The organism is Neisseria sp. 19428wB4_WF04, from assembly GCF_015235335.1.
In the GTDB taxonomy this organism is placed as follows: Bacteria; Pseudomonadota; Gammaproteobacteria; order Burkholderiales; family Neisseriaceae; genus Neisseria; species Neisseria musculi.
This window is the reverse complement of record NZ_JADGLG010000010.1, coordinates 1-20,523: the sequence shown is the minus strand read 5'-3', so window position 1 is coordinate 20,523 and position 20,523 is coordinate 1. Positions and strand designations below refer to the sequence as shown.

17 protein-coding genes and 1 pseudogene are annotated in these 20,523 nt (G+C 54.4%); 9 read left to right on the top strand and 9 right to left on the bottom strand.

What is annotated here, in order from left to right:
* The first annotated feature begins 570 nt into the window (after nt 1-570).
* Complete coding sequence (locus IR141_RS03960) at nt 571-1,713, top strand: class I SAM-dependent RNA methyltransferase (RefSeq protein WP_135034369.1); 1,143 nt, start codon at nt 571-573, stop codon at nt 1,711-1,713.
* Nucleotides 1,714-1,986: 273 nt separating this feature from the next.
* Nucleotides 1,987-2,184 carry a hypothetical protein gene (locus IR141_RS03955; protein WP_135034368.1) on the top strand — a complete coding sequence of 66 codons (198 nt, stop codon included), beginning with the start codon at nt 1,987-1,989 and terminating at the stop codon, nt 2,182-2,184.
* Nucleotides 2,185-2,237: 53 nt separating this feature from the next.
* On the opposite strand, the gene IR141_RS03950 is transcribed toward IR141_RS03955, so the two are convergent.
* Nucleotides 2,238-2,606 (bottom strand): glycine zipper domain-containing protein, encoded by a 369-nt coding sequence (locus tag IR141_RS03950; protein ID WP_135034367.1) that lies wholly within the window; start codon nt 2,604-2,606, stop codon nt 2,238-2,240.
* A 233-nt stretch (nt 2,607-2,839) separates the two neighbouring features.
* On the opposite strand from IR141_RS03950, the gene IR141_RS03945 reads away from it, so the two are divergent.
* Nucleotides 2,840-3,889, top strand: coding sequence for a metallophosphoesterase (locus IR141_RS03945; RefSeq protein ID WP_135034399.1), 1,050 nt, complete (start codon nt 2,840-2,842; stop codon nt 3,887-3,889).
* Between the two features lie 437 nt (nt 3,890-4,326).
* Here the strand turns inward: IR141_RS03945 and pta are convergent, their stop codons facing one another.
* The 8 genes from pta to pilM all read right to left on the bottom strand — a co-directional run bounded on the left by pta (nt 4,327) and on the right by pilM (nt 13,477).
* On the bottom strand, nt 4,327-5,838 hold the full coding sequence (gene pta, locus IR141_RS03940) for a phosphate acetyltransferase (protein WP_135034366.1): 1,512 nt from the start codon (nt 5,836-5,838) through the stop codon (nt 4,327-4,329).
* A 679-nt stretch (nt 5,839-6,517) separates the two neighbouring features.
* Complete coding sequence (gene aroB / locus IR141_RS03935) at nt 6,518-7,597, bottom strand: 3-dehydroquinate synthase (RefSeq protein ID WP_135034365.1); 1,080 nt, start codon at nt 7,595-7,597, stop codon at nt 6,518-6,520.
* 167 nt (nt 7,598-7,764) lie between these two features.
* Nucleotides 7,765-8,325, bottom strand: a complete 561-nt coding sequence (locus tag IR141_RS03930; protein ID WP_135034398.1) for a shikimate kinase — start codon at nt 8,323-8,325, stop codon at nt 7,765-7,767.
* A 65-nt stretch (nt 8,326-8,390) separates the two neighbouring features.
* Nucleotides 8,391-10,562: a type IV pilus secretin PilQ gene (pilQ, locus tag IR141_RS03925; protein WP_135034364.1), complete on the bottom strand. Its 2,172-nt coding sequence runs from the start codon at nt 10,560-10,562 to the stop codon at nt 8,391-8,393.
* Nucleotides 10,563-10,576: 14 nt separating this feature from the next.
* Nucleotides 10,577-11,107, bottom strand: a complete 531-nt coding sequence (locus tag IR141_RS03920) for a pilus assembly protein PilP (RefSeq protein WP_135034363.1) — start codon at nt 11,105-11,107, stop codon at nt 10,577-10,579.
* A 17-nt stretch (nt 11,108-11,124) separates the two neighbouring features.
* A complete protein-coding gene (locus IR141_RS03915; protein ID WP_135034362.1) occupies nt 11,125-11,766 on the bottom strand; it encodes a type 4a pilus biogenesis protein PilO in 642 nt (213 codons plus the stop codon).
* 3 nt (nt 11,767-11,769) lie between these two features.
* On the bottom strand, nt 11,770-12,378 hold the full coding sequence (locus tag IR141_RS03910; RefSeq protein ID WP_135034361.1) for a PilN domain-containing protein: 609 nt from the start codon (nt 12,376-12,378) through the stop codon (nt 11,770-11,772).
* A gap of 1 nt (nt 12,379) precedes the next feature.
* Nucleotides 12,380-13,477, bottom strand: coding sequence for a type IV pilus assembly protein PilM (pilM, locus tag IR141_RS03905; RefSeq protein ID WP_135034360.1), 1,098 nt, complete (start codon nt 13,475-13,477; stop codon nt 12,380-12,382).
* Between the two features lie 150 nt (nt 13,478-13,627).
* Between pilM and IR141_RS03900 the strand changes: the two are divergent.
* The 6 genes and pseudogenes from IR141_RS03900 to ribD form a co-directional block, all read left to right on the top strand.
* Nucleotides 13,628-15,850 (top strand): annotated as a pseudogene (locus IR141_RS03900) (penicillin-binding protein 1A); the annotation flags it as partial.
* A gap of 694 nt (nt 15,851-16,544) precedes the next feature.
* The gene (gene hpaR, locus IR141_RS03895) at nt 16,545-16,988 is read left to right on the top strand and encodes a homoprotocatechuate degradation operon regulator HpaR (protein ID WP_135034358.1); all 444 of its coding nucleotides are present in this window, start codon (nt 16,545-16,547) and stop codon (nt 16,986-16,988) included.
* A gap of 8 nt (nt 16,989-16,996) precedes the next feature.
* Complete coding sequence (gene hpaC / locus IR141_RS03890; protein ID WP_135034357.1) at nt 16,997-17,506, top strand: 4-hydroxyphenylacetate 3-monooxygenase, reductase component; 510 nt, start codon at nt 16,997-16,999, stop codon at nt 17,504-17,506.
* A gap of 430 nt (nt 17,507-17,936) precedes the next feature.
* Entirely contained in the window at nt 17,937-18,404 is a 468-nt protein-coding gene (gene nrdR, locus IR141_RS03885) for a transcriptional regulator NrdR (RefSeq protein WP_135034356.1), read from the top strand.
* 59 nt (nt 18,405-18,463) lie between these two features.
* Nucleotides 18,464-19,024, top strand: coding sequence for a cytochrome C (locus tag IR141_RS03880; protein ID WP_135034355.1), 561 nt, complete (start codon nt 18,464-18,466; stop codon nt 19,022-19,024).
* A 149-nt stretch (nt 19,025-19,173) separates the two neighbouring features.
* Nucleotides 19,174-20,268, top strand: a complete 1,095-nt coding sequence (gene ribD / locus IR141_RS03875; RefSeq protein WP_135034354.1) for a bifunctional diaminohydroxyphosphoribosylaminopyrimidine deaminase/5-amino-6-(5-phosphoribosylamino)uracil reductase RibD — start codon at nt 19,174-19,176, stop codon at nt 20,266-20,268.
* Nucleotides 20,269-20,523: the final 255 nt, after the last annotated feature.

Genomic DNA, 20,523 nt, shown 5'->3' with positions numbered 1-20,523 from the left:
ACCATACAGGCAGTACAAAATTTTGACGAGGATTCAGCAGCGCATAAAACCGTTCTCTTTGAGACGGGATGGCGGCACCATCATGGAAATGCAGCGGGCTCTCCATAGCGGCGGGCGGAGGGTATAACTGCCACTGCGCGCCCATATCCGGCCGTTTGCACACACCGGCCGCGCAACCGTGTGGTAGCGGCGGTGCTGATAATATGGCTGCATTCGCAATAACCCGTGGAAAAAAGCATCATAAAAAATGTAGAAAAACCCGGCTTGGTTTGCACTTTCCGTATTCAGTCTGAAAACCCGTGTCAGGGTTGTGAAAAGCTGCAAGAAACACCGAAAAGTACGGCAAAGCCGTGTAGTGCTTGGGGATACTCAAAATTACGGAACCGCCGTTACTGCAAAAACAAGCCGTTTGACACAAACAGCGCAAACAGCCCGATTTTTCCGACACACAAAACAAACAAGCCGTCTGAAATATTCTGCCGCAGAGCCTTGCGCACGGCTATAATCGGCCGCACCATGTGATTTTTAACGATTCAGACGGCCTGAACCGGCGCCGTCCCGGAAGCCCCTATGACCCACTATTCCCTCTTCGCCACCTGCCCGCGCGGCCTTGAAAGCGTTTTACAGCAAGAGCTGCTCGCGCTGGGCTGCGGCCAAATCAAACCCACAGACGGCGGTGCAGCCTGCAAAGGAGCACTGGAACAGGCTTACCGCATCAATCTGCATTCGCGCACCGCCGGCCGCGTGCTGCTGCAGCTGGCCGAAGGCGGCTACCGCAGCGAAGCCGACATTTACACCCTCGCCCGCAATATCCGTTGGAGCAGCTGGTTCGGGCTGGAACACACCTTCAAAGTGAAAGTGGAAGGCAGGCACGCGCGGGTGAAAAGCCTTGATTTTACCGCCCTGAAAATTAAAGATGCCCTGTGTGATGCCTTCCGCGATGCGCTCGGCTCTCGCCCCAGTGTCAGCAAAACCCGACCCGATGTGCGCATACACGCCTTTATCGGCGGGCAAACCGCGCAGATTTTTATCGACACCAGCGGCGAAGCCCTGTTCAAACGCGGCTACCGCCAAGACACGGGCGAAGCCCCCCTGCGCGAAAACCTCGCCGCCGGCCTGCTGCAGCTGGCGGGCTATAACGGCACGCAGCCGTTTCAAGACCCCTTTTGCGGCAGCGGCACCCTCGCCATCGAAGCGGCCTGGATTGCCCTGCGCCGCGCCCCCGGCCTGATGCGCCGTTTCGGCTTTGAAAAACTCGCCAACTTCGATGCCGCCCTGTGGCAGAGCCTGTGCAGCGAAGCAGAGCGGCAGATTTTGCCGCAAACGCCCGCGCCAATCGCGGGCAGCGACAACGACCGCCGCATCATCGGCACCGCCCAAGCCAACGCCGAAGCCGCCGGCGCGGGCAGCCTGATTCGCTGGAGCGTGCAGGATGCCCAGTCTGCCCGCCCCAACGGCGCAAACGGCATCATGGTTTCCAACCCGCCCTACGGCGTGCGGCTGGCCGAAGTGCAGGCGCTGCACGCGCTTTACCCGCAGCTGGGCACGTGGCTCAAACAGCACTACGCGGGCTGGCGCGCCGGCATGTTCACCGCCGACCGCGACATACCCAAACTGATGCGCCTCTCGCCCAAACGCAAAATTCCGCTGTTTAACGGCAATCTCGACTGCCGCCTGTTTCTGCTCGATATGGTGGCGGGGTCGAACCGTTAAGGCTGTCCTATCCCCTTTGCCGTTACGGCGTTGTGCGCCGCAACTCCAAAATAACGGTTTTGCCGGCACGGACGGTTATAAAACCGGTTCCGCATTATCCGCGCTGCCCGTGGCCTTGCACGAAAATAAAGAGATCTGCTTAACAGAGGCCGTCTGAAACCCAAACCGGCCTGCGCCGCGCCAAATATCCGAAACATCATTCAGGCTAAGGTTCCGGCAAAACCCGGCCGTCTGAAATGCCCTTTTTCATCATTCCCGCGCGGCACCGCTCCGATGGCGCAACACACCGAAACCAAGCAGGGGAAGCGCAAGGCCATACTGTATCGTTTTATGATGTTTTGCCGTAAACCTATTACCCATAAAAAATTATCCATAAAAAACTGCACCCCGAAAATGGCTTGGAAGCCGATTTTCGGAGTGCAGTTCATCGCAGACAGACCCGCTTTCCATATCAAAAAAGCCGCACTTTGATGTTGAACCTGCGGAAATTTTCAATCTGCGCGCGGACACCGTTAAGCAAGCGGTTAATGGTGGTGCCGGTGGCCGCGTCCGCCGTGATGTTTGTAATGCGCGTGCGGCGGGCCGTAGTGGCGTTTGTTACCGTGGCCGTAATAATGATGATGGTGGTGCGTTGTATCGCGGTAAACCACGCGCTCGGCCGCCTTGCGCTTTTGGTTGCGTTTGGCGTAGAGATTGCCCGCCGTACCGCCCAATGCCGCGCCGATCAGCGTGCTTTCCATATTGTTGCCGGCAGCACTGCCGATTACGCCGCCCACGGCAGCACCCACAATCGTAGCCGTGGTGCGGTCGGTCATCCGCGCCTGCGCCAGCGGCGCCAGCACCAGCGCCGAAGCAGCCAACACGGTTATCATAGATTTGCGGACCATATTCATAAAACACTCTCCGTATTGTTTCGGGAAAACGGCTGCCTTTTACCACACAATGCGGCAACACCCGATAAAATGCCGACAAACGGCCTGTTTCGGCAACCGGCTGCATCATACCTGCAATCTATTTAAAGATATGCACACACAATGTAATATTGCGCAGCCCCCGGCTACGCTGCGCCTTCCACACCGAACCGCCGCCTTCAGACGGCCGGCACCTTACAACGGAAACCCAAACCATGCCCTACTGCTACCGCCGCACCCTGCCCGCCGCACCGCTCGACATCATCGGCGATGTTCACGGTGAAATCGACGCCCTGCAAGCACTGCTGCACCATCTCGGCTACCGTGAAAACGGCAGCCACCCCAAAGGCAGAAAACTCGTGTTCGCAGGCGATCTGTGCGACCGCGGCCCCGACAGCCCGGCCGTGCTCGCATGGTTTTGGGAAATGCACGATGCAGGCAACGCCTTCACCGTTTTGGGCAACCACGAACTCAACGCCCTGATGCACGACCCCAAAGACGGATCCGGCTGGTTTTTTCCCGAGCGCGCCGCCAAAGATGCCGCCCTTTACGCCCCCTGGCACACCCTGCCCGCCCACGCGCGCCACGCGCTCGAAAGCCGCCTGGCCGAGCAACCGCTGATATGGGCGCGCAGCGATGTGCGCATCGTCCACGCCGCCTGGCTGCCGCACACCTTTTCCCGGCTGGAAGAAGCGCGCGGCGAAAGCCTCACCCAACAATACCGCCGCTTCGACCGCGAGCTGGACGCGCAACTGCAAACCGCCCCCTGGTATGCCGACTATCTGCGCGAACAGCAGCGTTACGCCGAAGCCGCCCAAAACCCGCATCAGACACCGCCGCCCATGCCCGCCACCGCACAATACGAGCTCAACCGCAGCCGCCTGCACCCCATACGCGCGCTCACCAGCGGCATCGAGCAGCCCGCACCGCAACCGTTTTACGCAGGCGGCCGCTGGCGTTACACCGCCCGCTGCGGCTGGTGGAACAGCTACCGCGAATCCGTGCCCGTGTTAATCGGCCATTACTGGCGCAGCTGGCGGCCGCAGCCGGGTAAGTCCGGCCGCGAAAACATTCTGCCCGCAGCGGGCAATGCCTGGCACGGCGCAAAGCGAAATGTGTTTTGCACCGACTTTTCCGCCGGCGCGCGCTGGCGCGACCGCAAACAGGGCATCCCGCCCGCACAATCGCAGTTCCGCCTGGCGGCTATGTGCTGGCCGGAGCGGGTGTTGGTGTTCGACAACGGCGATATCGAGCAAACGGTTTAAGGGTTTGGCCATGATACAGGCCGTCTGAAATCATGTTTTCAGACGGCCTGAGTGTTGCAAAAGGCTGGGTTGCAGAATGCAGAAAACTCTGCAAGAAGTTTATCGGCCGTTATTCCCGCACAGGCGGAAATCCAAATGTTCGGCATCTGCGCATCTGTTTTAACCGATATTTCAAACTCTCATCCCCATTGCTGCACGCGCCGGAACAGCGTTATGGCGGAAACAACGGTATTTCAGCCTTTCAGACGGCCTGAGGTATTTCTGCAAAGCCCCCGGCCTATATCATTCGGAACAGGGTTGCCCTAACGGGAAACCTATGTTTTCAAGTTTGGAACGGTTGGCTTGAAGCGGTTTTTGTGAAAAGGATTCAAACGATAACACAGCAGGCCGTCTGAAAAAAAGCTTTCAGACGGCCTGCTGTGTTATCGCCGAGTTGTTTATCCGGCCATCTGAACAGCCTGAATGGCGGTAAGCGCAATGGTGTAAACGATGTCGTCCACCAAAGCGCCGCGCGACAGGTCGTTTACGGGCTTGCGCAAGCCTTGCAGCATCGGGCCCACGCTCAACACGTTGGCGTTGCGCTGCACGGCTTTATAGGTGCAGTTGCCGGTGTTGAGGTCGGGAAACACCAACACGGTGGCCTGGCCGGCCACTTTGCTGTCGGGTGCTTTGGATTTGGCCACGCTGGGCACGGTGGCGGCATCGTATTGCAGCGGGCCGTCCACATCGATATCGGGGCGTTTTTCGCGCACCAGGGCGGTGGCCTGCGCCACTTTTTCCACGGCGGGGCCTGCGCCTGATGTGCCGGTTGAGTAGGAAATCATTGCCACTTTGGGTTCGATGCCGAAGGCTTTGGCGGAGTCGGCAGATTGGATAGCGATGTCTGCCAGCTGCTCGGAGGTAGGCTCGGGATTGACTGCGCAGTCGCCATACACCAGCACTTGATTGGGCAGCAGCATGAAGAATACGCTGGAAACCAGGCTGGCGCCGGGGGCGGTTTTAATCAGTTGCAGGGCGGGGCGGATGGTGTTGGCGGTGGTATGTACGGCGCCGGACACCAGGCCGTCCACATGGTTTTGCGCCATCATCATGGTGCCCAACACCACGGTGTCTTGCAGCTGTTCGCGTGCCTGCTCGGGGGTTAGGCCTTTGCTCTTGCGCAGTTCGCACATCGGCTCGACATATTGCTCGACCAGGGTGGCGGGATCGATGATTTCCAATGAATCGGGCAGGGTGATGTGGCGTTCTTTGGCAACGGCCTCCACTTCTGCGCGCGGTGCCAGCAACACGCAGCGGGCGATGCCTTTTTCGTGGCAGATGGCGGCGGCCTGCACGGTGCGCGGCTCGGCTCCTTCGGGCAATACGATGCGTTTGTCGGCACGGCGTGCGGATTCCATCATGTTGACGCGGAATTGCGCGGGCGACATACGGCCGGTTTTTTTCAGCAGCAGATCGGTGTCGGTAACGTTTTGCGAAGAGCCGAAACAGGCCAGGCCGGTTTTTTCGGCCACGGCGGCACCTACGCCCGCATCGGCATTGCCGTCAAGAATAAAACCCGCCAGCACGCCCGGCGCGGTGGCATAGGCTTGTTTGGCGATGTTCAGCTTGTTGGTGAGATGTTCGATGTCTTCGTTGTCGGAAAACACGGAAAACACCACGTTGGCATCAAGCGACAGGGCCAATTCGAGATTGCGGGTGGAAAGAAACAGTTTTTCCGCATCGGGTTTGATGCCTTTGATAACGATATTTTCAGCGTTTACTTGGGTAACGCGCGACACCAGCATATCGAGCCAATCATCGTATTTGCCGGCACACAGCATTTTTTCGGCTTCGCCGCTTTCGTCAAGCGCGCGGAAAACGGCGGCATCGGGCAGGGCGGCGGCAACGGCCTGGGTTACGGCCCAGCCGTCTGAACGGGCAGATACGGGAACAATCAATACGGTAGCCATAAATAATCCTTTTAGAAACTGAAACCGGAAAGGGAAAATCGGGAGTTATTTTATCACTTTGATTAGGCGGTTTATACCCGTAATTTTTGCGCGGCCGCACTCAGTTTGCTTTATTGTTTGAAATCAAGCCGCTGTGACGGGCGGAAAAAGTATACGCCATACCCGGGCTTGAAGCGGTTGTCTCGGGTTACCGTAAGCTTTGAGATACCCGAGTCAGGCCCGGGGATGACGGAACGGCTACTGAGCAAGCGGTTTGAGATCTTGGCAACCATGCCTTAACAGGCCGTCTGAAAAAAGACGTCTGAAATATTTGAATCCCGCCATCGGTTTCGCAAGCCCGCTGCGCTGCCCTTTCGCCGGCAGGAATCCGGGTTGAAAAGTTGAAGTATTGTTTAAACAGACACTTGAATACCAAACGTCTGAATTCCCGCCCTGCTCTAAAATGACGGTGAACGGGTATTTCAGACGGCCTCAATAACTTGCAAAGGTTTCGATTTTAACTTTTTAACTATGGGCAGAATCACGCTGTGAAGTTTACGGCACACCTGCCCGGTGAGTCGGCCGCCTTCTCTGCAGCCGCATAGCGGGGCGCACCAATCATGCGGGCAACGGCGTGTTTTTCCATGTATTCCGACATATCGATGCGGAATTCGCCGCCGCCGGGCGGTTGCAGTTTTTTTTATAGATAGGGCTGCAGGGTTGTGCGCAGGATTTCCATATCGGTGATTTCGGTGATATTGGCTTCGCCCAAGCGGTTCAGCCCGATAAAACGCATGGTGCCGTTATCTACTTTTTTATCGTGCCGCATATGTTCTATCCACTTTTCAAAGGCAAAACGGGGCGGGGCAGCGGGCAGGCCGGCCTGTTTCAGCAGGTTGGCAATGCGTTGGGTGTCGGCAGGTTTCAGACGGCCTAAAGTTTCCGACAGGCGACAGGCCAGCACCATACCTGCGGCCACGGCTTCGCCGTGCAGCCATACGCCGTAACCCATTTCGGCTTCGATGGCATGGCCGAAAGTGTGCCCCAGGTTGAGCCATGCACGGATGCCTTGTTCGGTTTCGTCTCGGGCAACAATATCGGCTTTCATTTTGCAGCAATGATACACGGCCTCCGCCAACAGAACGGGCTCCTGCCGCATGAGCGCGGGCATATGCTCTTCCAGCCAGGCGATAAAATCACAGTCGCCCAATGCGCCGTATTTGATAACTTCGGCCATGCCGGCGGAAAGCTCGCGTGCAGGCAGGGTGGCGAGTGTGCTTAAGTCGGCAAGCACCGCGCGCGGTTGGTAAAACGCACCAATCATGTTTTTACCCAACGGATGATTAATGGCAGTTTTGCCGCCTACCGATGAATCGACTTGGCTCAGCAGGGTAGTGGGCACTTGGATAAACGGTATGCCGCGTTGATAGGCGGCAGCCGCAAAGCCGGCGATGTCGCCGATCACGCCGCCCCCGAGGGCGATTAACGTGGTTTTGCGGTCGGCACGGTTTTGCATCAAACCATCAAAAATCAGGTTGAGGGTTTGCCAGTTTTTATACTGCTCCCCATCGGGCAGCACAATATCGAAATACCCGATGCCAAGCCTGCTTAAGGCCGTCTGAAAAGCGGGCAGATGCAGCGCTGCAACGGTTTCGTTGGTAACGATGGCGGCTTTTTGGCTTAAGTAAGGTTTGAGCAGGATGTCGGCTTGGGCAATCAGGTTCCCGCCAATAAAGATGGGGTATTGGCGGGTGGGGGTGGCTACGGTCAGGGTTTGCACGATGGCGGCTCCGTTTCTATCGGGTTACGGAAAATACAACAACAGGGCTGCGGTTATCAGGCATGCCGTCTGAAACCTTATCGTGTTTCAAACGGCTTTTAAGATATTTTCCAAAGGTATCGGCCTATTATGCCGCACATTTCGACTGCGCCCTAAAAGCCGTTTGCTTATTTTTTATCGTTGCAAACGGATGATGCAGGCGGCTGCGCCCACGCCTGCAACAGATATTCGGCGTTTTTATGGCAGCTTTGCCGGTTGGCTTCGATAATGATGTGCGCGGCGGAGCGGTAAACACTGTCGCGCAGATTATACAGCTCCCGCAGTTTGGCCAGGGGGTCTGCCACTTGCAGCAGCGGGCGGTTGGTGTCGCAGCGGGTACGCTCGATCAGCACCTCGGGGCAGGCGTGCAGATAAACCACGGTGCCGCGCTCACGCAGCCTGCGGCGGTTTTCCTCACGCAGCACCGCGCCGCCGCCTGTGGCCAGCACGATGTTATCCAACGCGCTCAACTCGTTTATCACTGCGGTTTCACGATCGCGGAAGCCCTGCTCGCCTTCCAATTCGAAAATGGTCGGAACCGACACGCCGGTGCGCCTGCAGATTTCTTGATCGCTGTCGTAAAAAGGGCGGTTCAGCATTTGGGCTATATGCCTGCCCAATGTGGTTTTGCCCGCCCCCATCAAACCGATTAAAAATAAATTGCCTGCTATGTTTTCCATAGCAGGCATTGTAAACGAAAATATCGGCATGATGTTTAATGCTTCATCTCCGCCAAGCAGTTTTCAGACGGCCTTTAATAACGCAGATTGCTGCCCACATGATCCATGATTCTCGGTGTGATGAAAATCAGCAGCTCACGGCGTTTTTCGTTGCGGGTGCGCGATTTGAAGAGATTACCCAAAACCGGAATGTCGCCCAGCAGCGGCACTTTGGCAACTGTGCTTCCATTTTCTTCTTCATAAATACCGCCCACAATCAATGTACCGCCATCTTCCACCATAGCCTGGGTCTGCAGCTGTTTGGTGCTGATACATGTGGTGGTTACGCCGCCTGAAATACAGCTTGACGGGCTGTCGCGGTTGATTTTCACCGTCATAATCACCTGCCCTTCGGGGGTAATGTTGGGCGTAACGGTTAAACCCAAAACCGCTTTCTTGAAGCTGATGGATGTGGCACCGCTCGAAGTGGCTTCTTCATAAGGAATCTCCGAGCCCGATTCGATGGTGGCTTCTTTTCGGTCTTGGGTCAGCACACGGGGGTTTGAAATGATCTTACCCTTGCTCTGCTCCTGCATCGCAGCCAACTCCAAGCCCAGCGCACCCGATGAAACTGCACGAACCAGCGCAATGCTGGAGGTGGCGGCGGAAACCGGCAGGCTGATATTCGGATTCATGGTCAGCGGCGAGGCAGACGGAATCGTATTCGAACCGCTGAGAATCGCATTGGCTCTTGCCAAGTTGTTGTTATAGTTGGTTGTGGTGTTGCCGGTCGCATCTGCCCAATTGGAAGCCCATGTGGAACGGCCGTTAATCCCGGTGTAGCCGAATTTGACACCGATATCGCGGGCAAAGCCGTCATTGGCTTCAACAATCCGGGCTTCCACCATCACTTGGCGGGTAGGCACATCAAGCTCGTCAATCAGCTTTTGGAATTTTTGGATAACCGTACGGTTATCGGTAATAATCAAGGTGTTGGTGGCCGGATCGATTAGTGCGCTGCCGCGTCCGCTCAACAATGTGTTGCGGTCGCTGCTGCTGCCGCTTTCGTCTAAACGCAGGATTTTTCGGAACTCTTCTACGTTTTTATATTTCAACTGGAATGTTTGCGACAACAAGGGGCCGAGATCATCGATTTCTTTTTGCGCCTGCAAGGTGGCTTTATCTTTAGCCAACAGCTCTTCACGGGGCGCAACATTAATGATATTGCCCTGGCGGCGCATATCGAGATTGCGCGCCTGCATCACCAGATCCAACGCCTGATCCCACGGCACGTCTTTCAGGGAAAGCGTCATTTTGCCGTTAACGGTGTCGCTGGCAACGATATTCATACCGGATTCTTTGGCGAGAATCTGCAGAATGGTACGCACTTCCACATCTTGGAAATCTAAAGAAATTTTGCGGCCGTTAAACGATTTGTTGGGTGTAGCAGACAAACCCTGCGAGGCGATGTTGGCTTTGCGGCTGATTTCAAAACTGAAGCGGCCATTGGCGGATTGTGTGTCTACATCCCAGCTGCCTTGGTTGCGGATAACCAGTTGGGTGTCGTTGCCGATGCGTTTCATGGTTACGTTGCGAACGGGGGTGTTGAAATCGCTTACATCCAAGCTGCGTTGCGCCTGGGCAGGCAGCGGGTGGTTTTTCAGCGTAACGGTGATGCGGTCGCTCTGCTTTTTGATATCCGGCTGGCCGGTAAAGCCCAAAGCGCTCAACTCAACAATACCTGAGTTGCGGGCACCTTTGCGGAAATCGATATTGGCAGATGCAACCGCCTGCTCGCGACGGGTCGGGCTGGCAGCAGCAAATGCGGCCGGCGCGGCTGCTGCCGGGTTAGCGGGTTGTTGCGGAGACCGGGTGGTTTGGCCGGCCGCCTCGCTCACATACACCCACACTTCATTGCCTTTGATTTCGGTGTTGTATTGACCGGCTTTGTTCAAACCCAACAGAATACGGGTGCGGTCATTATTTTGGGCGGCTGTGATCTGGTTAATCAACGGATCGGCGTATTCCAACACGGGCTGCGGCAGTTGCACGTTGGTGTTGCTGAAATCCAGAGCGATACGCGCAGGTGTGGTGGTAATGAAGCCGCGCGGGGTGGCTGCATCTTTATCAAATTTGATTTTGATGATTTTTTGGTTATTTGGCAAAGACGATACATTGATATCGGTAATATTGCCTGCGAAGGCCGTCTGAACGGCAAAGCCGATGCTGATGGCGGCAAATATTTTTTTAATGTTGCGTGAGTTCATGAGTAAGCCCCTTGTTATTTGTTGGTTTGAGCGGCGTTATTGTCTGCACTGCTGCTCAACGGTAGTTCTGCTTTTCGGTAAGTCCAGTTGCCGTAGGTATCTTCTACAAGCTCTGTAATCGTAATCAGGTCGGCTGTGATGCTTTGAATCCGACCGTGGTTTTGGCCGATGTAGTTGCCGGGTTGTACGGTATAAACATGGCCATCGGCCTCCACATAACCGGTAACCCGGTTTCCTTTGCTTAAAGTGCCTACATATTTCAGCGTTTCCAAGCTAAAGTTTTCCAACACTTCTTTCGGACGGTTGGCATTCGGTGCGTTAGCCCCTTGTTGCGCGGCATTCAAACGCTTGCTGTCGAAGGCATTCAGGCCGCTGTGGTTAGGCGGTGTATAGGTTTTGGCCTGGCTGACTGAAGGCGCTTCAAAGGGAATCACTTTCAATTTGGATTGCTGGCGGGTTTCGTTCATCCATTGGTTCAAATCTTCGTGAGCCGGGGTGCAGGCGGATAACGCCAATATGCCTGCGAGCAGTATTTTGTTTTTCATGATGGTTCTCTCAGGAGTTATTGGGGTTTCTGTGCTTCGCTGGCTGCTTTGGCTGCTTCAAGCTCGGCTGCCACTTCTTCGGCAGGGCGGGCTTTATAAGTATTGGCCGTGGCACTCAGGGTCAGCAGGTTGCTTTTGTCGTCTTTATTGCTGATTTTTAATGACTCCAAAGTAATAATCCGCGAAAGAGTGCCGACATCTCGAGCAAATTGGCTGATTTGGCTGTATTTTCCGGTGATGGCGATTTCATACGGCAAAATCTGGATAGGCCCGTCATTAACCGAGGCTCCGGGGGCAACGCTGTCCATACGCAGCCCGTTGGTGGCGCCTGCCTGATGAAGCTCCTGAATCAGATTGGGAATTTCGGCATCGGTGGGCAATTGCTTAAGCAAAACGTTGAACGATGAGCGGATGGCATCCAATTCAGCTTTCAGGTTATCCAAGTTTGCCGCTTCGATACTTTTTTTAGTGTAGGTTTCTTTCAACTCGATTTCTTTGGCGCTGGCAGCGTCCAAAGCTTCCAATTGAGAACGGAAAAGGGCAACGTAGCCCAAAACCAAAACACCTGCGACCACCAAACCTGCCAAAGCCAGCTTGCTAGGCATATTCAGCAAATGGAGCGTTTTAATGTCTAGGTTTTTAAGTGAATTTGCAGCCATGTTTTATTTCCCTTGTGCGGCAGTTTCGGCTTGGGCGGGAGCCTGGCCGTTTGCTGCCGATAATGTGTAATAAGCTTGGTTTAAAAGTACTTTCAATGTAAATTCTTGTTCGTTATCCACTTTTTTGATGTTTAGCAGCTCCGGTTGCATGAAGATGCCCGTACTGGGGATGGAACGCATAAACATGGCGATTTTGTTGTCGCTGGTGGCTTTGCCGCTGACAGTATAGGTAGTCGGATTCTCGGCATTAATGGCTGTCAGGTAAGTGCCTTCGGGAATCAATACATTGAGCGTGTCAATAATATAGGCCGCCTGAAACCTTTTTTCCTGAAGCTCTTCTACCTTTTGCTTTCTGGCAAGAAAATCTTCTTTCTCTTTTTGCAGCTTGTTGATTTCAATCAAGTCTTCTTCCAACTTGGTAATCTGCCGGCTTAAGAATTCATTACGCTCTTCCTGGCTGCTCACGGCGTTGCCGATACCTAAATAAGTAAGTGCCGACAAACCGATACCTGCCAACAAGGCAAACAGCATCAGCGTTTTAAACTGTTGCTTTTTCTTTTGCTGAATCTCTTCACGATAAGGAAGAAGATTAATCTTGGTTAATTCAATCATGTTACAGTCCCCTTAATGCCAAGCCAAAGGCCAGTGTTAAAGTCGGTGCATCTATTTGTAGTTGTGGGATATCTACTTTACTGCTGTTATTTGCATACAGAATCGGGTGCACACATTCGGTGGCAGTATTGGTATGCGAGAAAATGGTTTCAGCCAAGCCCGGTTGCTGTGATGCGGTGCCGGTAAGCAGGATGTGTTTTACGTTGGAATATTGTTCGCTCGATTGCGTAGCATAGTAAAACTGCAATACCCGTTGTATTTCTTGAGCCACTTGGATATTGAAGCGGTCGGCAACAGCACTTTGGTAATCAGAGGGCTTGGCAGAGGCATTCATCATTTGGGCGGCTTTTTCTTCGGTAACCTGATAAGTGCGCTGAATGAGCTGGTTGAGCTGTTCTGTACTCACCGGTGTTTCCTGCCGGTAAAGAATTTGGCCGTTTTGGGCGATCACCGCGTACATTTGGGTGGCATGAATGCCGAAAACAGCAATTTTTTCATGCTCGAGCTCGGGAGCATGCTGGTTAATCCAAAAAGAAAAGGCATTGTTTTGCGCGAATAAGTCAATATCCATGGCCGCAAGCGGCAAATCTGCACTCTCAAAGGCTTCGATGCGCGGCTCTATGTCGTCTTTACGGGCAGCGGTCAGCAAAACACGTTGCCCTGCAGGTATAACGGAAGTGCCGACTGTTTGATAATCGAAGTTCATTTCTTCAATAGGCGCAACTTGGGAAACTTCGAACTCCGCAAAACCGTCCAAATCCAAATCGGTTTCTTTCGCGTTATAAACAACGTTTTCAATGGTAGCCAAGCTCTGTGGCAAAGCTGCAACAAAGTTCTTGGCAGAAGCGTGAAGCTGCGCATAGGAATGTTGCAGATATGTAACAAGCTGTTCGTAGTCTTGTATTTTATTGCCCTTGATAATATTTTTAGGCAGCTTGGTGATAACGTATTTTTCCAACTGGATTTGGTTTAAACTACGCCCTGATAATTGCACCATCTTGATGGCGTGTTGGCCGATATCGATACCGACCGCTGAGCGGTGGCTGAGGTTGGATGACGTTTTACTATTTGTATTCTTTTGTTTTTTTGCTAATTGCATGATGTAACGTCCCTGTTATGTGGAGTGAGTAACAGTTTTATCTTCCGTAACGGATTCCATACGGGTTTACAAAAACATAACCTTGTATTGATGAATCTTTACCTATTTTACTTGATTTGATGCTTTTAATGGTAACTTTATTAATTAGTCATGATTAAAAAAATTATAACGACCTGTATAGGTTTGATTTTGGGCTTGGTTTTGTTTGTTGTAGGTTTGGTTGCAATAGCTATTTTGGTTACCTACCCCAAACTGCCTTCATTGGATGCCGTACAACACTACCAACCCAAAATGCCGCTGACGGTTTATTCTTCGGATGGTGAGATTATCGGTGTTTATGGCGAGGAAAGGCGGTCTTTCACCAGAATCGGCGATTTTCCGCAGGTGTTGAAAAACGCTGTGGTCGCCGCCGAAGACAAACGTTTTTATGACCACTGGGGCGTGGACGTTATCGGCGTGATGCGCGCGGCGGTAGGAAATCTGACCGGCGGCGTGCAGTCGGGGGCAAGCACCATCACCCAGCAGGTGGCACGCAATTTTTATCTGAGCAACGAGCGTACCTTCACCCGTAAATTCAACGAAGCGTTGCTTGCTTATAAAATCGAGCAGTCATTAAGCAAAGATCAGATTCTCGAGCTTTATTTCAACCAAATTTATCTGGGGCAGCGCGCCTATGGTTTCGCAGCCGCTTCACAAATTTATTTCAATAAAGATGTCAAAGATTTAACCTTGGCCGAGGCCACAATTTTAGCCGGCTTGCCGAAGGCTCCGTCAACATTCAATCCGATTGTCAATCCTGAGCGTGCCCAATTGCGCCAGAAGTATATTCTCAACAATATGGTTGGGGAAAAGATGATTACACCGCAGGAGCGCGATGCGGCTTTGGCAGAAGAGCTGCACTACAAGCGTTATGTGCAGAAAATCAACCAAAACGCCTTGTATGTGGCTGAAATGGTCCGCCAAGAGTTATACGACAAATATGGCGAAGAAGCTTATACACAAGGTTTCAGGGTATATACCACGGTAAACTCCGCCAATCAGCGCACAGCAACCGAAGCATTGCGCAAAACTTTGCGCGGTTTCGACCGCGGCAGCAGCTACCGCGGTGCGGAACATTATTTGGACCTGAGTAAAACCGATGATGCCGAAGAAACAGCGGGGCAATATCTGTCAACGCTTTACACGGTTGACGGCATGATGCCGGCAGTAGTGCTTGAAGCTTCCCGAAAAGGAGTGAAAATCCAACTGCCCAACGGCAAGCAACCCACATTAGACACGGCCGCGCTCGGTTTTGCGGTCAAGGCCGTAAACAACAAGAAAATGGGCGATGCGCAAATACGCCGCGGCGCAGTGATCAGGGTGAAGCAAAACGGCAAACGCTGGTCGGTGGGGCAGGAACCCCTGCTGCAGGGTGCCTTGGTGTCGCTCGAAGCCAAAACCGGAGCCGTCCGCGCGCTGGTAGGCGGTTACGATTTCCACAGCAGAGCGTTTAACCGCGCCACACAAGCACAGCGCCAGCCCGGGTCGTCTTTCAAACCTTTTGTTTACTCGGCAGGCCTGGCCAAAGGCATGACCATGGCCACCTCCATCAACGATGCGCCGATCAACCTGCCGGGGCAGGGTAAAAACGGCACGGTTTGGAGCCCGAAAAATTCAGACGGCCGTTACGCCGGCTTTATCACTCTGCGCCAAGCCCTAACCGCCTCGAAAAATATGGTTTCTATCCGTATTCTGATGTCTATCGGCGTGGGCTATGCGCAAGAATACATCCAACGCTTCGGCTTCAGGCCGTCTGAAATACCCGCAGGGCTGTCGATGGCATTGGGCACGGGCGAAACCACGCCGATCAAAATGGCTGAGGGCTATACCGTATTTGCCAACGGCGGGTATAAAGTGTCTTCTTATGTTATCGACCGGATTTACGATGGACAAGGCCGTCTGCGCGCCCAGATGCAGCCGCTGGAAGCCGGACGCAATGCCCCTCAGGCGATTGATCCGCGCAACGCCTTTATCATGTATAAAATGATGCAGGACGTTGTGCGTTCGGGCACCGCCGCCGGAGCCAGGGCATTGGGCCGTTCGGATATTGCCGGCAAAACCGGCACCACCAACGACAACAAAGACGCATGGTTTGTGGGCTTCAACCCCGATGTAGTAACAGCGGTATATATCGGTTACGACAAACCGCGCAGCATGGGCAATGCGGGCTACGGCGGCAGAATCGCCCTACCCGTGTGGGTGGAATATATGCGCTTTGCGCTCAAAGGCGTGCCTGCTGTCGGCATGAAGGCTCCCGACGGCCTGGTTGCCCGCGGCGGCGACTTCTTCTTGAAAGAACGCCAAACTACCAACCCCGACCTGCCGTTGGATAACCGTTCGAGCCGCCCCGTGCGCAGTGACGAACGCGACACCGAGGTGGGCGAAGGCAGACAACGCCCCTCTGCGCCGCAATACCGCCCGATAGAAACTCCGGTGGAGCCCTTAAACAGAGAAAGCGGAGAACGGGGCGAAAGCGGTGCCGACCAAGCTCCCGCAAGGCCGCCGGCACAGTCTTCACAGTTGGATAACTTATTCTGAAAAACCATCAAACCAAGGCCGTCTGAAAAGTTTCAGACGGCCTTTTTCAGACGACTCCGATGATTCCCCCGCCAATTCCGCCTACATTAATCATATTTACAAAACCGATATAGCGAATCCCCCTTCATTTCCCGTGCCGGACGCAAACCTCAAACCATGCGTAACAGGCTCTGTGCTTGGGCGACCGGCCAAAACCTCCTCCTTTGCGCCGAGGTGCGGCAACGCCGCAACAAAAATAAAGCGAATCCGCCACCGCCCGCAGCTGCCGTTCAGACGGCCGGCATAATTGCAAAAACGCCCGCTTACCGGGCCGCCCGGCCAAGCAGGATGCCGGGAGGAAATTCACAGGCGGCAGATTTTAAACCGGGCCGTCTGAAAGCCTGTTTTCAATGCTTCTGCAAATAACATTGAGATTCACAGCGTATTGGAATAATATTAGCCGCTAAACAGCCGATATACCATTACATCAGAAAAACAACGGAGAACCGTCATGCCCCACCCCTCGAAACACGCATCTATGAACATCAGCCTGATTCAGGCGCGTGAAGCCCTGATGACGCAGTTCCGCCCCATTCTGCACAACGCCGGCCTAACCGACCAACAATGGCGCATCATCCGCCTTTTGGCCGAAAACGGCACTTTGGATTTCCAAGATTTAGCCAACCAAGCCTGCATCCTGCGCCCCAGCCTCACCGGTATTCTCACCCGTCTTGAAAAAGCCGGACTGCTGGTGCGCCTGAAACCTTCCAACGACCAACGCCGCGTTTATCTGAAACTCACCGCCGAAGGCGGGCAGCTTTACCATTCGCTCGGTGCCGAAGTCGATAAGTGCTACGACCGCATCGAAACCGTGTTTTCAAAAGAAAAAATGCGGCAACTGCAAAGCCTTTTGACCGAACTCTCCCACATCAGCGGGCATCTCGACCAACCATAATCCCACCCATGACCGACACACACACCGCAACACACCCCCTGCAACAGCCCTTTCGCGATGCTATGGCCTCATTCGCCGCCGGCGTTCACGTTATCACCACAGACGGCAACGCGGGGCGCTACGGCATCACCATGACCGCTGTCGCCCCCATCACCGACCAGCCGCCCACCATGCTGCTGTGCATCAACCGCCAATCGGCCATCATTCCCATACTTTCCGCCAACAACCACTTGTGTATCAATGTGCTATCTGCCGGCCAGCAAGACATCGCCGAACACTTCGCCGGCCTTACCCCGCTGTCGCCTGAAGAACGCTTCAAATACCATATCTGGCACCGCGGCCAAACCGGCCAACTGCAGGTGGAAGGCGCGCCCGCCCACCTGCACGGCAAAATCACCGCCCGGCACGAAATCGGCACCCATCATGTGTTTTACGTGGAAATCAACGAAATCAAAATAAGCAACACCACCGAACCGGTGCTGGTTTACCTCCGCAGAAACTTCAACAGCCTGAAATAAAGCAAGGCCGTCTGAAAAAACTTATCTCTGCCATCTGATCCGCACCGCAGGCACCGCAGGCACCGCAGACACCCTACGGTGAACCCGCTTCATTACCGTTGCAGTGCAGCCGCGCCCGAACCCGGGGGAACGGCTTTGCCAGCCGCCCGGGCAGCAGAACCGGTTCCATACTGTCTCAGCTTGCTGCCCGGCACCAAAAATAAAGCGGATTCACGCCCATGCCGCCTAAGCTCAGGCAAAAATCATGAAAACCCAACTGATTAAACAGCTTTTGAATGTTGCAAAGCCATGTTCTTAATTCAAGACAAATACGGCTCTCTTGCTCTTTAAACCGGAACACCCGGCAAACTATACAGCAACAGTATATTTGTACGGAAACAGTATAATTTGCGCTACAATCGCTCCAACCACCACCAGCCGTGCAACGCATATGAAATGCCCTTTTTGCCACCACTCCAACACCCAGGTTACCGACTCGCGGCTTTTAGAGGAAAGCAACAGCATCCGCCGCCGCCGCCGCTGCCCTGCCTGCGGTCAGCGCTTCGGCACCTTCGAAACCATCGAAATGCGTATGCCGCAAATCATCAAAAGCACCGGCAGCCGCGTGCCGTTCAACCCCCACAAACTGCGCACCAGCCTGGAGCGCGCGCTGCACAAACGCCCGATAGACGATGAAACCATAGACGACACCGTTGCCCTTATCGAACAGCGTCTTTACCGCCTGGGCCATAAAGAAGTGTCTTCGCAACTGGTGGGCGAAATGGCGATGGAAGAATTGGCAAAAATCGACCAAGTGGCCTATGTGCGCTTTGCCTCGGTGTATAAAAGTTTCAACGACGTGTCGGAATTCACCCAGGCCATCGCCACCCTGCCCCAAGAGAGTGCAGGCAAGCGTTAAGCCTTTAAGTTTGATATACTGCCAACCGTTTTTTTACCCCACTTACGGAACCTGATTTGATGAAACCCTATGCTTTTGCTTTGGCTGCCGCCGCCCTGTTGGGGTTATGCGCCTGCGGCCAAAAAGCCGAAACTTCCGTGCCTGCCGACAGCGCACAGGTATCCGCAGCCTCCGATGCCGATGCCGTGCAAACCCTCACCGGCAGCGATGGCAAAATCAGCATCGTGATTCAGGGCAGCCATTTTGCCGATGCTTCGGGCGGCGATCTGCCCGATGGCGTTGATACCGGAGAACTCACGCTGCTGCAGCGCGATGAATCCAGCGGCATCACGATTTATGTTGCCAATCTCGGCACCCCCAAAACCGATGCCGCAACCTACTTCGCCAACCTGAAAGCCGCACTTCATGCCGACAAATCTCTGAGCCAAGTGCAAACCGGCGCCGCCACCGACACGCGCATGAACTACCGCTTCACCCAAAACAGCGCCGATACGCAGTTGCACGAAAACTGCATCGCCATTTACGAAACTGCCGCCCTCTATAACGTGTGCGCTTTGAGCAGCACCGCCGGCCGGGAAGATTTGGCCGCCGTGCTGAAAGAAGTGAATTTAACGAAATAACGCCATTTGAGCCATCTGAAACCGCAAACGCAACGGCAAAACACTTCGACAAAATGTAGCACTGCCGCAAGAAAACCGTTTCGCAGATATACCGCCTGCTTTCAGACGGCCTGAGATTCCCCCCCCTTACAACCGAGGCCGTCTGAAAAATGTTTGACGCAAACGACACCGCCATGATGCACACCGCCCTTGCGCTTGCCCGCCAAGGGCGTTTTTCCACTTCGCCCAATCCGCGCGTGGGCTGCGTGGTGGCGCACGGCACACAAATCGTGGGGCAGGGTTTCCATGTGCGCGCGGGCGAACCCCATGCCGAAGTGCACGCCCTACGCCAGGCCGGTGAAATGGCTCGCGGTGCCGCCGCCTATGTTACGCTGGAGCCCTGCAGCCACCACGGCCGCACCCCGCCCTGCGCCGAAGCACTAATTCAGGCAGGCGTAACACGCGTGGTCGCCGCCATGTCCGACCCTAATCCCCAAGTGGCAGGGCAAGGCTTGGCAAGGCTGCGCGAAGCAGGCATAGCAGTACAATGCGGCCTGCTCGAAACCGAAGCGCGCGCGCTCAACCGCGGCTTTCTTTCGCGTATCGAACGCGGCAGGCCGTTTGTTCGCCTCAAATGTGCGGCAAGCCTTGATGGCAAAACCGCGCTTTCAGACGGCCGCAGCCAATGGATTACCGGCCCCGAAGCCCGCGCCGATGTTCAGATATTGCGCGCCGAGAGCTGCGCCGTGATAACGGGGGCAGGCACTATTTTGGCGGATAATCCGCAATTGAATGTGCGCGCTTTCCCCACCCTGCGCCAGCCTGCCCGCGTGGTGCTCGACAGCCGTCTGAAAACCCCGCTCGAAAGCCGCGTGGTGCAGGACGGCGGCAGCCCCACCCTTATCGCCACTTTAAATAACCAACCGAAATCTTTACAAAAATACACAAACCACCAGCATCTGCAAATTCTAAGGCCGTCTGAACTCAACGGGCGCATCAACCTCCACAGCCTGCTGGCTCTGCTGGCAGAGCGGGGGTTCGGCGAAGTGATGGTGGAGGCCGGCGCCACCCTGGCAGGCGCATTCATCGAAGCCGGCCTGATAGACGAAATCGTGTGCTACCAATCGCCCAAAATTTTGGGCGGGCAAGGTAAAGGTTTGTTTTCAATCAAAGAAAACCCACAGATGCTCGCCGCGCAGCCAAGCTGGAAAACCACGCTGCTGGAGCCTTGCGGCCAAGACATCAAATGGGTTTTGCAAAAATAACTTATTTTATTGTAAATATTCTGCAATATCACTCAAACTGCGCTTTTGCTGCCGAAGCGGCGAAAATTTTTGTAAACCCTGCCGGCTGCTTCAATCAGGCGGGCTGCCCGCAACCGAATCAAACGGCCCCTGCCTTTCCGAAGCAGTTTATCCTTTTGCAATATCTATTCAAATATTTATCACATATGCAAATACCGCCCCGCGCCGCCTCGTTGCGCCGCAGGCGGCATTTTCTGCCGCCCCGCCCCATGCACC

Excerpts from the sequence above, each read along its gene's own strand:
- IR141_RS03960 (WP_135034369.1), top strand. The coding sequence starts at position 571 with ATGACCCACTATTCCCTCTTCGCCACCTGCCCGCGCGGCCTTGAAAGC.
- IR141_RS03955 (WP_135034368.1), top strand. The coding sequence starts at position 1,987 with ATGGCGCAACACACCGAAACCAAGCAGGGGAAGCGCAAGGCCATACTG.
- IR141_RS03950 (WP_135034367.1), bottom strand. The coding sequence starts at position 2,606 with ATGAATATGGTCCGCAAATCTATGATAACCGTGTTGGCTGCTTCGGCG.
- IR141_RS03945 (WP_135034399.1), top strand. The coding sequence starts at position 2,840 with ATGCCCTACTGCTACCGCCGCACCCTGCCCGCCGCACCGCTCGACATC.
- pta (WP_135034366.1), bottom strand. The coding sequence starts at position 5,838 with ATGGCTACCGTATTGATTGTTCCCGTATCTGCCCGTTCAGACGGCTGG.
- IR141_RS03930 (WP_135034398.1), bottom strand. The coding sequence starts at position 8,325 with ATGCCTGCTATGGAAAACATAGCAGGCAATTTATTTTTAATCGGTTTG.
- pilQ (WP_135034364.1), bottom strand. The coding sequence starts at position 10,562 with ATGAACTCACGCAACATTAAAAAAATATTTGCCGCCATCAGCATCGGC.
- IR141_RS03920 (WP_135034363.1), bottom strand. The coding sequence starts at position 11,107 with ATGAAAAACAAAATACTGCTCGCAGGCATATTGGCGTTATCCGCCTGC.
- IR141_RS03915 (WP_135034362.1), bottom strand. The coding sequence starts at position 11,766 with ATGGCTGCAAATTCACTTAAAAACCTAGACATTAAAACGCTCCATTTG.
- IR141_RS03910 (WP_135034361.1), bottom strand. The coding sequence starts at position 12,378 with ATGATTGAATTAACCAAGATTAATCTTCTTCCTTATCGTGAAGAGATT.
- pilM (WP_135034360.1), bottom strand. The coding sequence starts at position 13,477 with ATGCAATTAGCAAAAAAACAAAAGAATACAAATAGTAAAACGTCATCC.
- hpaR (WP_135034358.1), top strand. The coding sequence starts at position 16,545 with ATGCCCCACCCCTCGAAACACGCATCTATGAACATCAGCCTGATTCAG.
- hpaC (WP_135034357.1), top strand. The coding sequence starts at position 16,997 with ATGACCGACACACACACCGCAACACACCCCCTGCAACAGCCCTTTCGC.
- nrdR (WP_135034356.1), top strand. The coding sequence starts at position 17,937 with ATGAAATGCCCTTTTTGCCACCACTCCAACACCCAGGTTACCGACTCG.
- IR141_RS03880 (WP_135034355.1), top strand. The coding sequence starts at position 18,464 with ATGAAACCCTATGCTTTTGCTTTGGCTGCCGCCGCCCTGTTGGGGTTA.
- ribD (WP_135034354.1), top strand. The coding sequence starts at position 19,174 with ATGTTTGACGCAAACGACACCGCCATGATGCACACCGCCCTTGCGCTT.